Genomic DNA, 14,581 nt, shown 5'->3' with positions numbered 1-14,581 from the left:
TTAACCTCCCACGGTAACCTGAAATCCGGCCCGTTCTGCCATTTCGCGCATCGTTGTCACATCGGCTGACGACGGCGCAGCAACATCTTTCATCGACCATGTTTTCCCCAGCAGGCGGTATTTCGGTTCGCCGTACTGATGAAACGGTAACAGATGGATCTGCCTGATATTCAGCGGGATCAGTACATCCAGCGCCTGCTGCATATTCTCCCGGCTGAGTGTGAAACCAGGGATCAGCGGTAAACGCGGGATCACGTTGACACCCTCACTCACCAGCAAACGCAGATTCTCCAGCACGCGTTGCAGGTTCATCTTCACCACATCCCGAGCCTGAGCCGCATCCATAATTTTTAAATCGAACAACACTTCATCGCACAATTTCGCCAGCGGTAACAGCTTGCTGGCTGGCGCGTCTCCGGCAGTTTCGATGGCGCATGACACACCCCATAGCCGCAGTCGCTGTAAAAAACGGGTCGCAAACTCCGCCTGCATTAACACTTCGCCGCCAGAAAGCGTGACGCCACCGCCGGACGTGCGAAAAAAAATGTCATCTTTCATCACTTCCCGTTCCAGAGCGTCAAGGCTGATATCGCGGCCAATCCGTTCAAATGCCCCGGAGGGGCATTCATCCGCATCACGCAAACATTTCGCGCAGTGCAGACATTTCGCCTCTCTGCGCACCGTCTGGATTTTGCCGGAGATCGACTCCGGATTAGCACACCATGGGCAAAGATGCGGACAGCCTTTAAAAAAGACCACCGTACGAATGCCCTCGCCGTCATTCAGTGAATAACGCTGAATGTTGAAAATGCGCGCCACATCATCGCGGCGCATTTCCACAACGTTACAGCTGATGCGCTGTCCGGCGGATGATGTCATCCTGGATCTCCTTCGACAATTCGACAAAGAAGGCGCTGTATCCGGCAACGCGCACCACCAGCCCGGCATAATCTTGTGGGCGCTGTTGCGCTTCCCGTAACGTGTCGGCGTTCACCACGTTAAACTGAATATGCTGCAACTTAAGCTGGGTAAATGCCCGTAAGAAGTCAGCCAGTTTGCGTAATCCCGCTTCACCTTCCAGGGTCGCCGGAGTGAATTTCACGTTCAGCAACGTACCGTTAGACAGCAGCGTATTATCGAGCTTACTGACTGATTTCAGTACCGCCGTTGGCCCTTGTGCATCCTGACCCAGCATGGGTGACAAGCCACCGTCTGCCAGTTGTTCCCCGGCAAAACGACCGTCTGGCGTCGCGCCAACCACCGATCCCAACGGGACGTGAGCAGAAACGGTATACGATCCTGGCGTGAAGTAGCCGCCGCGCGGGTTCTGGTATTTTTCCACTTCTTTGCAGTAGTGGCGTAACAGTTCGGCGCTGATGTTATCCACCTCGTCGATATCGTTACCGTATTTCTCGAAGCGGTTAATTAAGCGAGCGCGGACTTTTTCGCCTTCTGGCGTTGCGAAGTTGGCTTTTAATACCGACAGCAATTCGTCAAAACTTAAACGCTGTTGATCAAAAATCATCCCTTTCAACGCATGGAGAGAATCGCTCAGGTTGGCGATACCGATCCCCTGTACGCCGGAGAAGTTATAACGCGCGCCGCCGTCAGTAATATCGCGGCCTTTTTCCAGACAATCGCTGATAAAAGACGAGAGTAGCGGTACAGGTGCCCAGTCGCGATGGCCGATATCACAAATATTGCTGCCCTCAACCATCAGGGTGATGTAGTGGCTGATCTTGGCGCGGATCTGTTCCAGTAAACCTTCATAAGTCAGCGCAGCGTTGCCTTCATTTTTATGCAGGCAGATTTCCATCACTTTCAGCAGGTTAAACATCGCGATGTCATGCAAGCCGTAGGTTCTGCCGGGAATAGATAATTCCACACAGCCCACTACGGAATAGTCGCGCGCATCTTCCAGCGAAACGCCACGGTTGAGGAACGCTGGCACCACCACTTCATCGTTAAAGATTTGCGGAATACCGGTGCCGAGGCGAATGGTTTCTGCGGTTTTCATCAGGAACGGCGTGTCGATCAAGGCGTTAGTGCGCACGCCGAGGTTCGGTTGCGGTAATTGCACGCTTTGATAAGCGTCAAGGCAAAGGAACGAAAGCACGTTCACCGCGCTACGTCCGTTCTCGGTTAACCCGCCGAGCAGTGCGGTATAGCCGGTAGGGAAACCTGCGAAATAACGCGCGCTACTGGTGGAGCGCAACAGCACGATGTCGTTGCATTTCACCCATAAAGATTCGAGCAGTTCTTTCAGGAATGCCGGATCTTCGCCCTGGGTTAATGATGCCTGATAGAACGGCAACATATACTGGTCGAAGCGCCCCAACGATAGCGAACTGGCGTTGGATTCGTATTGCAGAATGATGTTCATGTACCAGAATAACTGGCACGCCTGCCAGAACGTCTGCGGCTTATGTTCGGCGTTATGGCGGGAGATCTCCGCAATGGTCAGCAGTTCTTCGCGACGCGGGCCATCAGTGCAGCTTGCCGCCATCGTTTCCGCCAGTTCGGCGTAACGCAAAATATGTTTCTGCGAGGCTTCCAGCAGTAACAGCGCTGCCTGATAAAAGTGATTCTCCGGCTGTTGCTGACAATGTTGCTGCATCTGTGCCACCAGCTCCCCCAGCCCGTGATTCAGCAGGCGCGGGTAATCAATAATAATGTGCCCCTGGCCTTTATCCGTCTGGTTGATGCTGAAAATCTGCGTGCTGGTCGCGGCTTTTACTTCATCCGTCATCTGCCCGTTGATGAAATCTTTCATCGAACGTTTTTCCCAGTACGGGAACAACTCTTCGCGGTAGATACGTTTATCTTCTTCGCTGATAGCAAAGCGGTCCTGCGGACGCGTCGGGAATTGATCCAGCTCTTTCAGCAGCCAGTAAGGGTCCATTTCCGGCGACATAATCCCGGCGCGTGGTTTTACGGTGCGGTTACCGGCAATCAGTTCTTCATCACGAATCGAAATTTCAACGTGTTCAAGGATATACGCTGTTGCTTTCGCCCGACGCATTATCACCGGCTCCCCTTCGGTTTGCCGATGGCTGGCGGTATAAAGCAACGCCCGCTCCAGCGAGATTTCACGGGTATTGGCAAACAGTGCAGTTTTGAGGCGAGAGATACGATTCGTCATGAGGAACTCCTGTGGGAAAGCGAACCCGCCCTTGCGGGCGGGATAAGAACTTAAGCGGTTTGTGCCAGGTGAGCTTCAATTTTGCTCATAATGGCGTCAGCACGCTTTACCGCGTCGCTGATGTTGACACGCACGATAGTCTTGCCAGCAAAACGCTCTTCAAATTTGATGCCGATATCTTTGGTCAAAATCACCATATCGGCGCTTGCCACGTCTTCCGCAGTCAGTTCATTTTCCAGACCAATCGACCCCTGGGTTTCTACTTTCACTTCCCAGCCTTTCGCTTTCGCGGCGCTTTCCAGCGCCTCTGCCGCCATATAAGTATGGGCAACACCTGAAGGACATGCGGTTACTGCGATAATTTTCGTCATGGCTCGTTCCTCAATTAATTAATTTCAAAATCCAGATCCAGGTCGTCTTCCTTCTCTTCAGTTGAAGACCCATTTTTACGCGCCAGGCTTTTCAGCACGTTCACGCAGACTGCCGTCACAACCGCCCCGACAGCCACTGCCGCGATGTAACCCAACTTACCTTCAACCACCGGCAGCACAATCAGACCACCCCAGCCTGCATAGCACTGCGCACCGACCAGCGCCGCAGTTACCGCACCACAAACTGAACCGACCATGATGGAAGGAATGACACGCAGCGGATCGGCAGCGGCGAAAGGAATCGCCCCTTCAGTAACCCCAACACAGCCCATCACCAGTGCCGCCTTGCCGGTTTCGCGCTCTTCTGCGGAGAAATTTTTACGACCAATCAGCGTCGCCAGCCCCATCCCCAGCGGTGGAACACAAATCCCCACGGCAGCAATAGCCACCACGGTATAAACACCCTGAGCAACGCAAATCAGCATGAAGGCATAGGCCACTTTGTTAACCGGGCCGCCCATATCGAACGCCAGCATCAGACCCATGATCACCGCCAGCATAACAATGCTGCCCTGCTGCATCCCCTGAAGCCACTGGGTCAGGCTGTTGGTCAACGCCCCCACCGGCTCGCCCAGCCCCCACATCATGACGCCAGCGGTAATCAGTGTGCCGACGATTGGAATGATGAAGATTGGCATCACCGAGCGCAGAACTTTATGCACCGGAATTTTCTTCAGGTAATGCACCACGATGCCGCCGATAATCCCGGCGATCAGCGCACCAAAGAAGCCCGCGCCAAAGCTGTTACCAACCCAGGCACCGATAGCGCATGGAGCCAGCGCAGAACGTTCTGCAATGGAATAACCGATGTAAGCGGCGAGGAAAGGCACCATCAGCGTCAAACCTGCAACGCCGATATCAAACAGTTTTTTCAGATTCGGATCGGCTACGGCATCCGGCACTGCGCCTTTGCCATACAACATGACGGAAACCGCCAGCAAAATACCGCCCGATACCACGAAGGGAATCATGTGTGAAACGCCCGTCATTAAATGCTGACGGGTATTTTTCAGGATCTGCACCAACTCATTCATAAGCTGCTCCCGGGCTTGCGAAAGCCCATGTCCATATTTTTGATGGAAGAAACAATAGGCAATCGCAGGCGGAGCAAACAGTGGATAAAAAGGCCATTTACTGGACTTTTGTAATATCAGTACAAAAATGCGATCCGCCTCATAACTTGCGATAATCCGGAAGTACACCGCAAAACGGCGTCTTGTGAGACGCGTCGCAAATTGACGGTTACATTACATTTGTCCAGCTTTTGGCAGATTTGTCACATGGTAGGCCGTTGCCGTGCGCTCTTATCCTGTAAACAGAAAACCGTACCGGGAGAAAGGCAATGGCCCTGATTGTGGAATTTATTTGTGAGCTACCTAACGGCGTCCATGCGCGTCCGGCAAGCCACGTTGAAACGCTGTGTAATACTTTTTCATCACAAATTGAGTGGCATAACCTGCGCACTGACCGCAAGGGCAACGCCAAAAGCGCCCTTGCGCTGATTGGCACCGATACGCTGGTGGGCGATAACTGCCAGTTACTGATTTCCGGGGCCGACGAACAGGAAGCGCACCAGCGTTTAAGCCAATGGCTGCGCGATGAATTCCCCCACTGCGACGCACCGCTGGCGGAAGTAAAATCTGACGAACTGGAACCACTGCCGGTTTCACTGACCAATCTGAATCCGCAAATTATCCGTGCCCGCACCGTGTGCAGCGGTAGCGCAGGCGGCATTCTGACGCCGATCTCTTCTTTAGATCTCAATGCGCTGGGTAATCTTCCCGCAGCCAAAGGCGTTGACGCCGAACAATCCGCACTGGAAAACGGTCTGACGCTGGTACTGAAAAACATAGAGTTTCGTCTGCTGGATAGCGACGGTGCTACCAGCGCGATTCTGGAAGCGCACCGATCCCTGGCTGGCGATACTTCCCTGCGCGAACATTTACTGGCAGGTGTCAGCGCCGGATTAAGCTGTGCCGAAGCGATTGTCGCCAGTGCACACCACTTCTGCGAAGAGTTTTCCCGTTCCAGCAGCAGCTACCTGCAAGAACGCGCCCTGGACGTACGCGACGTCTGCTTCCAGTTACTCCAGCAAATCTACGGTGAGCAACGCTTCCCGGCACCGGGCAAACTGACGCAGCCCGCCATTTGTATGGCGGATGAACTGACCCCCAGCCAGTTCCTCGAACTGGATAAAAATCACCTCAAAGGATTGTTGCTCAAAAGCGGCGGCACCACCTCACATACGGTGATCCTTGCCCGTTCGTTCAACATTCCGACGCTGGTTGGTGTGGATATTGATGCCCTCACTCCGTGGCAGCATCAAACGATTTATATCGACGGCAACGCTGGGGCGATTGTGGTTGAGCCAGGGGAAGCCGTAGCTCGTTATTATCAGCAGGAAGCCCGCGTACAGGACGCCCTGCGTGAGCAACAGCGTGTCTGGCTGACCCAACAAGCCCGTACCGCAGACGGTATCCGCATTGAAATTGCCGCTAACATCGCTCACTCCGTGGAAGCGCAGGCCGCATTCGGCAATGGTGCGGAAGGCGTTGGTTTATTCCGCACTGAAATGCTCTATATGGATCGCACCAGTGCACCGGGCGAAAGCGAGCTGTACAACATTTTTTGTCAGGCGCTGGAGTCCGCCAACGGACGCAGCATTATTGTGCGCACTATGGATATTGGCGGTGACAAACCCGTTGATTATCTGAATATTCCCGCAGAGGCAAACCCGTTCCTCGGTTATCGCGCGGTGCGTATTTATGAAGAATACGCGTCGTTGTTTACCACACAACTACGGTCGATCCTGCGCGCCTCTGCTCACGGCAGCCTGAAAATCATGATCCCGATGATCTCCTCAATGGAAGAGATCTTATGGGTAAAAGAAAAACTGGCAGAAGCCAAACAGCAACTACGTAACGAACACATTCCGTTTGATGAGAAGATCCAGCTCGGCATTATGCTGGAAGTGCCGTCGGTGATGTTCATCATCGATCAATGCTGCGAAGAGATTGATTTCTTTAGTATTGGTAGTAATGACCTGACGCAATATCTACTGGCAGTGGATCGCGATAACGCTAAGGTGACTCGTCACTACAACAGCCTGAATCCGGCCTTCTTGCGGGCGCTCGATTACGCCGTGCAGGCGGTGCATCGCCAGGGCAAATGGATTGGTCTGTGCGGTGAACTGGGAGCGAAAGGTTCCGTGCTGCCGTTGCTGGTCGGTTTAGGGCTGGATGAACTCAGCATGAGCGCACCATCAATTCCGGCGGCGAAAGCGCGGATGGCGCAACTTGATAGCCGTGAGTGCCGCAAGTTGCTCAACCAGGCAATGGCCTGCCGTACTTCGCTGGAAGTGGAACACCTGCTGGCGCAATTCCGCATGACCCAACAAGACGCACCGCTGGTCACCGCCGAGTGCATCACACTGGAAAGCGACTGGCGCAGCAAAGAAGAAGTGCTCAAAGGCATGACCGATAACCTGCTGCTGGCGGGCCGCTGTCGCTATCCGCGTAAACTGGAAGCCGACTTGTGGGCGCGCGAGGCCGTTTTCTCTACCGGTCTGGGCTTTAGTTTTGCCATTCCCCACAGCAAATCAGAACACATTGAGCAATCCACCATCAGCGTAGCGCGTTTGCAAGCGCCGGTGCGCTGGGGCGATGATGAAGCGCAATTCATCATTATGTTAACCCTGAACAAACACGCCACGGGCGATCAACATATGCGCATTTTCTCGCGCCTCGCTCGTCGCATCATGCACGAAGAATTCCGTAATGCGCTGGTTAACGCCGCCTCTGCCGACGCTATCGCCAGCCTGCTGCAACATGAACTGGAACTGTAAAAGGAAACATCATGGAACTGTATCTGGACACCGCTAACGTCGCAGAAGTCGAACGTCTGGCACGCATATTCCCGATTGCCGGGGTGACAACTAACCCGAGCATTATCGCTGCCAGCAAGGAGTCCATCTGGGAAGTGCTGCCGCGCCTTCAAAAAGCGATCGGTGATGAGGGAATTCTGTTTGCTCAGACCATGAGCCGCGACGCGCAGGGTATGGTGAAAGAAGCGAAACGCCTGCGCGACGCCATTCCGGGTATTGTGGTGAAAATCCCGGTGACTTCCGAAGGTCTGGCAGCAATTAAAATACTGAAAAAAGAGGGTATTACTACACTTGGCACCGCTGTATATAGCGCCGCACAAGGGTTATTAGCCGCACTGGCAGGGGCAAAATACGTTGCTCCGTATGTTAACCGCGTAGATGCCCAGGGCGGAGACGGCATTCGTACGGTTCAGGAGCTGCAAGCGCTGTTAGAAATGCACGCACCAGAAAGCATGGTGCTGGCGGCCAGCTTTAAAACGCCGCGTCAGGCGCTGGACTGTTTACTGGCAGGATGTGAATCCATCACCCTGCCCTTAGATGTAGCGCAACAAATGCTCAACACCCCTGCGGTAGAGTCAGCTATAGAGAAGTTCGAACACGACTGGAATGCCGCATTTGGCACTACTCATCTCTAAAGGAGCAATTATGGACCGCATTATTCAATCACCGGGTAAATACATCCAGGGCGCTGATGTGATTAATCGTCTGGGCGAATACCTGAAGCCGCTGGCAGAACGCTGGTTAGTGGTGGGTGACAAATTTGTTTTAGGTTTTGCTCAATCCACTGTCGAGAAAAGCTTTAAAGATGCTGGACTGGTAGTAGAAATTGCGCCGTTTGGCGGTGAATGTTCGCAAAATGAGATCGACCGTCTGCGTGGCATCGCGGAGACTGCGCAGTGTGGCGCAATTCTCGGTATCGGTGGCGGAAAAACTCTCGATACTGCCAAAGCACTGGCACATTTCATGGGTGTTCCGGTAGCGATCGCACCGACTATCGCCTCTACCGACGCACCGTGCAGCGCATTGTCTGTTATCTACACCGATGATGGTGAATTTGACCGCTATCTGATGTTGCCAAATAACCCGAATATGGTCATTGTCGACACCAAAATCGTCGCTGGCGCACCTGCACGTCTGTTAGCGGCGGGTATCGGCGATGCGCTGGCAACCTGGTTTGAAGCACGCGCCTGTTCCCGTAGCGGCGCTACCACTATGGCGGGCGGCAAGTGTACCCAGGCGGCGCTGGCACTGGCAGAACTGTGCTACAACACTCTGCTGGAAGAAGGCGAAAAAGCGATGCTTGCCGCCGAACAGCATGTAGTGACTCCGGCGCTGGAGCGCGTGATTGAAGCGAACACCTATTTGAGCGGCGTTGGTTTTGAAAGCGGCGGGCTGGCGGCGGCTCACGCGGTGCATAACGGCCTGACCGCTATCCCGGACGCGCATCACTATTACCACGGTGAAAAAGTGGCATTTGGTACGCTGACGCAGCTGGTTCTGGAAAATGCGCCGGTGGAGGAAATCGAAACCGTAGCTGCCCTTAGCCATGCGGTAGGTTTGCCAATAACTCTCGCTCAACTGGATATTAAAGAAGATGTCCCGGCGAAAATGCGAATTGTGGCAGAAGCGGCATGTGCAGAAGGTGAAACCATTCACAACATGCCTGGCGGCGCGACGCCAGATCAGGTTTACGCCGCACTGCTGGTAGCCGACCAGTACGGTCAGCGTTTCCTGCAAGAGTGGGAATAACCTACTCCAAACTCCCGGCTTGTCCGGGAGTTTGAGAGTGCAGGCAAAGTGGCTCACTCGTCACTGCGGGCATGTTTTTCCCCCTCGCCCTTTCAGGGAGAGGGTCGGGGTGAGGGTAAATATTCGCCCCGGAGCTGGCCTGTTCCCCTCACCCTAACCCTCTCCCCAAAGGGGAGAGGGGACTGTTCGAGCACTTTTTATACGTTATCACCCGTCTGAAACTCCCACGTTGTTCAGGAATTTTTTATCCGCTTCTGGACATTTTCTCTACAGAACAATCGTTAGCCCGGAAGGTCGAATCTGTGACTCTTATTTTCACGGACGGAACAGATGAAAGCTTCACTGGCGCTGGTCAGCCTGCTAACGGCATTTACCAGCAACTCCTTAAAATCTCCGGCCGTTCCACCAACCGTGGTACAAATCCAGGCCAACACCAACCTTGCCATCGCAGACGGTGCCAGACAGCAAATCGACGGCACGCTATTTTACGATCCGGCGTATGTGCAGCTTACCTATCCTGGCGGTGATGTCCCGCAAGAACGCGGCGTATGTTCCGATGTGGTGATCCGCGCCTTGCGCAGCCAGAAGGTCGATTTGCAGAAACTGGTTCACGAAGATATGGCGAAGAATTTTGCTGAGTACCCGCAAAAATGGCAGTTAAAGCGCCCGGACAGCAACATCGATCACCGTCGGGTGCCTAATCTGGAAACCTGGTTTACCCGCCACGATAAAACACGCCCCACCAGCAAGAACCCCGGTGATTATCAAGCGGGCGATATTGTCTCCTGGCGATTAGATAACGGGCTGGCGCATATTGGGGTGGTGTCAGATGGCTTCGCCCGCGACGGTACGCCGCTGGTGATACATAACATTGGCGCAGGCGCGCAGGAAGAAGACGTGCTGTTTAGCTGGCGGATGGTGGGGCACTATCGGTATTTTGTTAAATAAGCGATCGCCCCACATGAAGAAAAAATTCAGATGTTTTTTACACTGACAGCTTCTTTTTTCTTACGGCTCACCAGCGCCAGTGCCAGCACAATCAGCACAATACCGCTACCTTCAACGGCCCCCGGATTCTCACCGAGCAGCCACCAGGAAAAGAGTACGCCGCAAACGGGAACGGCCAGTGTGCTTAAGCTGGCAATACTGGCAGGCAAGTTTTTCAATACAAACAACCATAAGCTCCACGCCAGCGCCGTCGCCAGAATCGCACTGTAGGCCAGAGCCCAGAACACGGTGGGTTGCCAGTCAATTTCACGTTGCGGCACCAGTAAAGCGACCGCACTCATCACCAGCGCCGCATAAAGCATCTGCCAGGATGTTAACGACAATAAATCCACGCGCGGATGGCGGGCGTATAGGCGTTTCGCGACAATCGCGCTCGCCCCCCAACTAACACCGGAGAGGATTGCCAGCATGGCACTTTTCATCGAAGAGAAATCGAGCTGCCACGGTTGTAACACCAGCAGTAAGCCAACGGCGGCAATCAGAATCACAAAATATTGCCCACGTCGCAGGCGTTCACCGAGAAACAACGCGGCGAAAATCACCACCCAGAACGGCATGGTATAGCTCAGGATCGCCACCTTCCCCGCTCCTCCACTGACCAGCGCCCACTGCGCCAGGCCAACCATCCCACAGGTTTGTAACAGGGCAATGGCTAAGGTGTATTTAAACGGTGTCGGGCGCATTCCGCGACCACGTAATAAAAGGACGATGAATAAAACGAGAGCGCCGAAAATGCAGCGTAAGGCGGTAAAGTCGAAGGCACCGATGTAGCTGGTGACTTGCTTCATGAAAATCCAGCTATAACTCCAGATAAGTGTGAGCACAACCAGGCCACTGATTGCCAGTGGGTTGCTCTTTCCTGCGGCAGACATGAGAGATCCAGTGTGTAGTTTTCCTGTGGACACTATACGCCGGTAAAGAAACTTCAGCGACTGCCTGAAAGACAGTCGCTGAAGAAGGTCAGATTACAGCAGGTCGAAACGGTCGAGGTTCATCACTTTCACCCATGCCGCCACGAAGTCTTTAACAAACTTCTCGTGGGCATCGCTGCTGGCGTAAACTTCCGCCACCGCACGCAAGACAGAGTTAGAGCCAAAGACCAGATCCGCACGGCTGGCTGTGTATTTCACTTCGCCGGTTTCACGGTCACGGCCTTCGAACAGCTCTTTCGATTCGTCGGTCGCTTTCCACTCGTAACGCATATCCAGCAAGTTCACGAAGAAGTCATTACTCAATACACCAACGCGGTCAGTGAAGACGCCGTTTTTGCTGCCATCGAAGTTGGCACCCAGTACACGCATCCCGCCCACCAGCGCGGTCATTTCCGGCGCGGTCAGCGTCAGTTGCTGTGCTTTATCAATCAGCAGTGACTCGGTGGTGGAAACGTCCAGACGAGCGCGATAGTTACGGAAACCGTCAGCAATTGGCTCCAGCAGTTCGAACATTTCAATGTCAGTCTGATCCTGACGCGCATCAACGCGACCCGGTGCAAACGGTACATGAATGCTCAAACCTGCGGCGCTTGCGGCTTTCTCTACGCCAACCACACCTGCCAGCACGATGATATCCGCAAGCGAGGCTTTACCAGACTCTTTCTGGATTTTCTCCAGAACAGGCAGAGCACGAACGGCTGCGGCGTTCACATCCCAGTCGCGCTGCGGCATTAATGCCAGACGCGCACCGTTGGCACCACCGCGTTTGTCGCCACCACGGAAGGTAGAAGCAGACGCCCAGGCTACCGATACCAGCTCGCTGACAGACAGACCAGAATCCGCAATCGCGAATTTCAGATCGATAATGTCCTGCTCGGTCGGGTTGTAGATCGGCTGCGGCAGCGGATCTTGCCAGATCAGATCTTCTTTCGGTACTTCCGGTCCGATGTAGCGAGATTTCGGCCCCATATCCCTGTGCGTCAGTTTGAACCAGGCACGGGCAAAGGCTTCATTGAACGCCTGCGGATCGTTGAGAAAACGACGAGAGATCTTCTCGAACTCCGGATCAAAACGCAGCGTCAGGTCGGTCACCAGCATCGTCGGTTTACGTTTCTTCGACGGATCGAACGGATCCGGGATAATTTCCGGTGCGTCTACCGCTTCGAACTGGATTGCGCCAGCCGGACTGCGGGTCTGTACCCACTCATACTTGAACAGGTTTTCGAAGAAGTAGTTGCTCCACTGGGTCGGCGTCTGGGTCCAGACTACTTCCAGACCAGAGGTAATGGCATCTGCGCCAACGCCGCTGCCGTAAGTGCTCGCCCAGCCTAAACCTTGTTCTTCAATCGGTGCAGCTTCTGGATCAGGACCTACATTTGATGTCGGACCGGCACCGTGAGTTTTACCCAGCGTATGACCACCCGCAATCAGCGCCACGGTTTCTTCGTCGTTCATGCCCATGTTGCCGAAGGTCGCGCGGATAGCTGCTGCCGCAGAAAGCGGTTCGCCGCTGTGATCCGGGCCTTCCGGGTTAACGTAAATCAGGCCCATCTCGGTTGCGCCCAGCGGCGCTTTCGCCAGTGCTTCCGGATGACGGTGGGTCAGCCAGGCTTTTTCATCACCCCAGTTAACATCCAGATCCGGTTCCCAGACGTCTTCACGACCGGCACCAAAACCGAAGGTACGGAAGCCGGAGTTTTCCAGCGCCACGTTACCCGCGAGGATAAACAGGTCGGCCCAGGAGATTTTCTGACCATATTTCTGTTTGATTGGCCACAACAGGCGACGCGCTTTATCGAGGCTTACGTTATCCGGCCAGGAGTTCAGCGGTGCAAAACGTTGCTGACCACGACCCGCGCCGCCGCGCCCGTCGATTGAACGGTAAGTACCCGCGCCGTGCCAGGCCATACGAATAAACAGACCGGCGTAGCTGCCCCAGTCGGCAGGCCACCACGGCTGAGATTCTGTCAGCAGGGCTTTCAGATCTTTTTTCAGACCGTAGTAATCTAATTTGCTGAATTCTTTGCGGTAGTCAAAGTCCTCACCCAGTGGGTTAGAACGATTAGAATGTTGGTTTAACAGGTCAACACGGAGTTGATTTGGCCACCAGTCGCGCGTGGTTGTGCCCCCACCTGCGCTCTGGTCGTGACCGCCCTGATGGAACGGGCATTTGCCAGTGGCTGTCGTGTTATGGATATCGTCTGACGTGCTCATCAATGTGCTCCCCTCTACAGTGTTACCGTTACGATACACAGCGTTAGAGAGAAGTTATAATTGAATTAATCCACGGATGCGATAGTTGAGATCTTACATATTGTTGGTTAAAGAGATGTAGATCAAATTGATCGTAATTAAGCCCTTATGAGTATGTCTGATTTCGGACAAATGCTTTATAAAAAAGGTTTTAGCTTGGTATCCTTCAAGTAATGAGGGAGAAAACAAGGCTGATAACCTTATTTTCCCGCCCTCATTTCGAGGCAGCATTTTGTGCTCTGTTTAAAATTTGTGATCACTGTGTGATTTTTACAAAAGCCACAATACTTATAAACCAGGTCGAACACCCAGCGTATGGCAAATCGCGTAACTCATTTCAGCGCGGTTAAGCGTATAGAAGTGGAAATCTTTCACTCCTTCACGGCTTAAAATCTTCACCATATCCATGGCGATATTCGCGCCCACCAGCTTGCGGGTTTCAGCATCATCATCCAGCCCGTCGAACATTTGTGCCATCCACGCCGGAATACGCACGTTGGTCATGTCGGCAAATTTCTTCGCCTGTTTAAAGTTCGAAACCGGCAAAATTCCCGGAATGATTTCCACATCAATGCCTGCCGAGACGCAGCGATCGCGAAAACGCAGGTAGCTTTCGACATCGAAGAAGAACTGAGTAATCGCGCGGTTGGCTCCGGCATCCACTTTTCGTCTCAGGTTGAGTAAATCGGCCTGGGCACTTTTCGCTTCTGGATGTACTTCCGGATACGCCGCCACGGAGATATCGAAATCTGCCACTTCTTTTAACAGCGTCACCAGGTCAGAAGCATACATTTCTGGCTTACCACTTCCCGGCGGCAGGTCGCCACGCAGCGCCACGATATGGCGAATACCGTTATTCCAGTAGTCGCGTGCAATGGTGCGCAGCTCGTCGGGCGTCGCATCAATGCAAGTAAGATGCGGTGCCGCTTCCAGACCAGTGCGATCTTTAATGCCTTTAATAATGCTGTGCGTACGGTCGCGCTCGCCGGAGTTCGCGCCATAGGTCACCGACACAAACTTCGGTTTCAGGTTGCTAAGGCGATCGATGGAGTTCCACAGGGTCTGCTCCATTTCACTGGTACGCGGCGGGAAAAACTCGAACGAAACGTTAATCTGCCCCTGGACTTCTGCCAGACTCTGATTCAGGGCATCCCGCTGGCTGGCGTGAAAAAAGCTCATACCT

At 53.7% G+C, this 14,581-nt stretch carries 11 protein-coding genes; 4 read left to right on the top strand and 7 right to left on the bottom strand.

What is annotated here, in order from left to right; genetic code table 11:
• Genes ACJHX3_RS17240 through ACJHX3_RS17225 form a run of 4 tightly spaced genes read right to left on the bottom strand, consistent with a single transcriptional unit; the run spans window position 1 to window position 4,607 of the window.
• Complete coding sequence (locus ACJHX3_RS17240; RefSeq protein ID WP_000204085.1) at window positions 1-879, bottom strand: [formate-C-acetyltransferase]-activating enzyme; 879 nt, start codon at window positions 877-879, stop codon at window positions 1-3.
• Window positions 845-3,142 (bottom strand): formate C-acetyltransferase, encoded by a 2,298-nt coding sequence (locus ACJHX3_RS17235; RefSeq protein WP_094321784.1) that lies wholly within the window; start codon window positions 3,140-3,142, stop codon window positions 845-847. The genes ACJHX3_RS17240 and ACJHX3_RS17235 overlap by 35 nt, the downstream gene beginning before the upstream one ends.
• Window positions 3,143-3,192: 50 nt before the next feature.
• Window positions 3,193-3,513 (bottom strand): PTS fructose-like transporter subunit IIB, encoded by a 321-nt coding sequence (locus tag ACJHX3_RS17230; protein WP_000161265.1) that lies wholly within the window; start codon window positions 3,511-3,513, stop codon window positions 3,193-3,195.
• A gap of 14 nt (window positions 3,514-3,527) precedes the next feature.
• Window positions 3,528-4,607: a PTS fructose transporter subunit EIIC gene (locus ACJHX3_RS17225; protein WP_001004469.1), complete on the bottom strand. Its 1,080-nt coding sequence runs from the start codon at window positions 4,605-4,607 to the stop codon at window positions 3,528-3,530.
• 308 nt (window positions 4,608-4,915) lie between these two features.
• Between ACJHX3_RS17225 and ptsP the strand changes: the two genes are divergently transcribed.
• The 4 genes from ptsP (at window position 4,916) to ACJHX3_RS17205 (ending at window position 10,153) form a co-directional block, all read left to right on the top strand.
• Window positions 4,916-7,417: a phosphoenolpyruvate--protein phosphotransferase gene (gene ptsP / locus ACJHX3_RS17220; protein ID WP_094321785.1), complete on the top strand. Its 2,502-nt coding sequence runs from the start codon at window positions 4,916-4,918 to the stop codon at window positions 7,415-7,417.
• An 11-nt stretch (window positions 7,418-7,428) separates the two neighbouring features.
• Complete coding sequence (gene fsa / locus ACJHX3_RS17215; protein WP_000424856.1) at window positions 7,429-8,091, top strand: fructose-6-phosphate aldolase; 663 nt, start codon at window positions 7,429-7,431, stop codon at window positions 8,089-8,091.
• Window positions 8,092-8,101: 10 nt separating this feature from the next.
• Window positions 8,102-9,205 carry a bifunctional L-1,2-propanediol dehydrogenase/glycerol dehydrogenase gene (gldA, locus tag ACJHX3_RS17210; protein WP_000373992.1) on the top strand — a complete coding sequence of 368 codons (1,104 nt, stop codon included), beginning with the start codon at window positions 8,102-8,104 and terminating at the stop codon, window positions 9,203-9,205.
• A gap of 330 nt (window positions 9,206-9,535) precedes the next feature.
• Window positions 9,536-10,153, top strand: a complete 618-nt coding sequence (locus ACJHX3_RS17205) for a DUF1287 domain-containing protein (protein ID WP_094308642.1) — start codon at window positions 9,536-9,538, stop codon at window positions 10,151-10,153.
• 26 nt (window positions 10,154-10,179) lie between these two features.
• Here the strand turns inward: ACJHX3_RS17205 and yijE are convergent, their stop codons facing one another.
• From yijE to metF, 3 genes are all read right to left on the bottom strand, one after another.
• Complete coding sequence (gene yijE / locus ACJHX3_RS17200) at window positions 10,180-11,085, bottom strand: cystine transporter YijE (protein WP_001366770.1); 906 nt, start codon at window positions 11,083-11,085, stop codon at window positions 10,180-10,182.
• A 93-nt stretch (window positions 11,086-11,178) separates the two neighbouring features.
• Window positions 11,179-13,359 (bottom strand): catalase/peroxidase HPI, encoded by a 2,181-nt coding sequence (gene katG, locus ACJHX3_RS17195; protein WP_001296626.1) that lies wholly within the window; start codon window positions 13,357-13,359, stop codon window positions 11,179-11,181.
• Window positions 13,360-13,686: 327 nt separating this feature from the next.
• Window positions 13,687-14,577, bottom strand: a complete 891-nt coding sequence (metF, locus tag ACJHX3_RS17190) for a methylenetetrahydrofolate reductase (RefSeq protein WP_000007513.1) — start codon at window positions 14,575-14,577, stop codon at window positions 13,687-13,689.
• Window positions 14,578-14,581: the final 4 nt, after the last annotated feature.

The organism is Escherichia sp. WS1265, assembly GCF_046487585.1.
GTDB classification, from domain to species: Bacteria; Pseudomonadota; Gammaproteobacteria; order Enterobacterales; family Enterobacteriaceae; genus Escherichia; species Escherichia coli.
The sequence above is the reverse complement of the archived record's forward strand: the minus strand, read 5'-3'. Positions and strand labels throughout refer to the sequence as shown.

Coding starts and splice junctions, on each gene's coding strand:
- ACJHX3_RS17240 (WP_000204085.1), bottom strand. CDS start 879: ATGACATCATCCGCCGGACAGCGCATCAGCTGTAACGTTGTGGAAATG.
- ACJHX3_RS17235 (WP_094321784.1), bottom strand. CDS start 3,142: ATGACGAATCGTATCTCTCGCCTCAAAACTGCACTGTTTGCCAATACC.
- ACJHX3_RS17230 (WP_000161265.1), bottom strand. CDS start 3,513: ATGACGAAAATTATCGCAGTAACCGCATGTCCTTCAGGTGTTGCCCAT.
- ACJHX3_RS17225 (WP_001004469.1), bottom strand. CDS start 4,607: ATGAATGAGTTGGTGCAGATCCTGAAAAATACCCGTCAGCATTTAATG.
- ptsP (WP_094321785.1), top strand. CDS start 4,916: ATGGCCCTGATTGTGGAATTTATTTGTGAGCTACCTAACGGCGTCCAT.
- fsa (WP_000424856.1), top strand. CDS start 7,429: ATGGAACTGTATCTGGACACCGCTAACGTCGCAGAAGTCGAACGTCTG.
- gldA (WP_000373992.1), top strand. CDS start 8,102: ATGGACCGCATTATTCAATCACCGGGTAAATACATCCAGGGCGCTGAT.
- ACJHX3_RS17205 (WP_094308642.1), top strand. CDS start 9,536: ATGAAAGCTTCACTGGCGCTGGTCAGCCTGCTAACGGCATTTACCAGC.
- yijE (WP_001366770.1), bottom strand. CDS start 11,085: ATGTCTGCCGCAGGAAAGAGCAACCCACTGGCAATCAGTGGCCTGGTT.
- katG (WP_001296626.1), bottom strand. CDS start 13,359: ATGAGCACGTCAGACGATATCCATAACACGACAGCCACTGGCAAATGC.
- metF (WP_000007513.1), bottom strand. CDS start 14,577: ATGAGCTTTTTTCACGCCAGCCAGCGGGATGCCCTGAATCAGAGTCTG.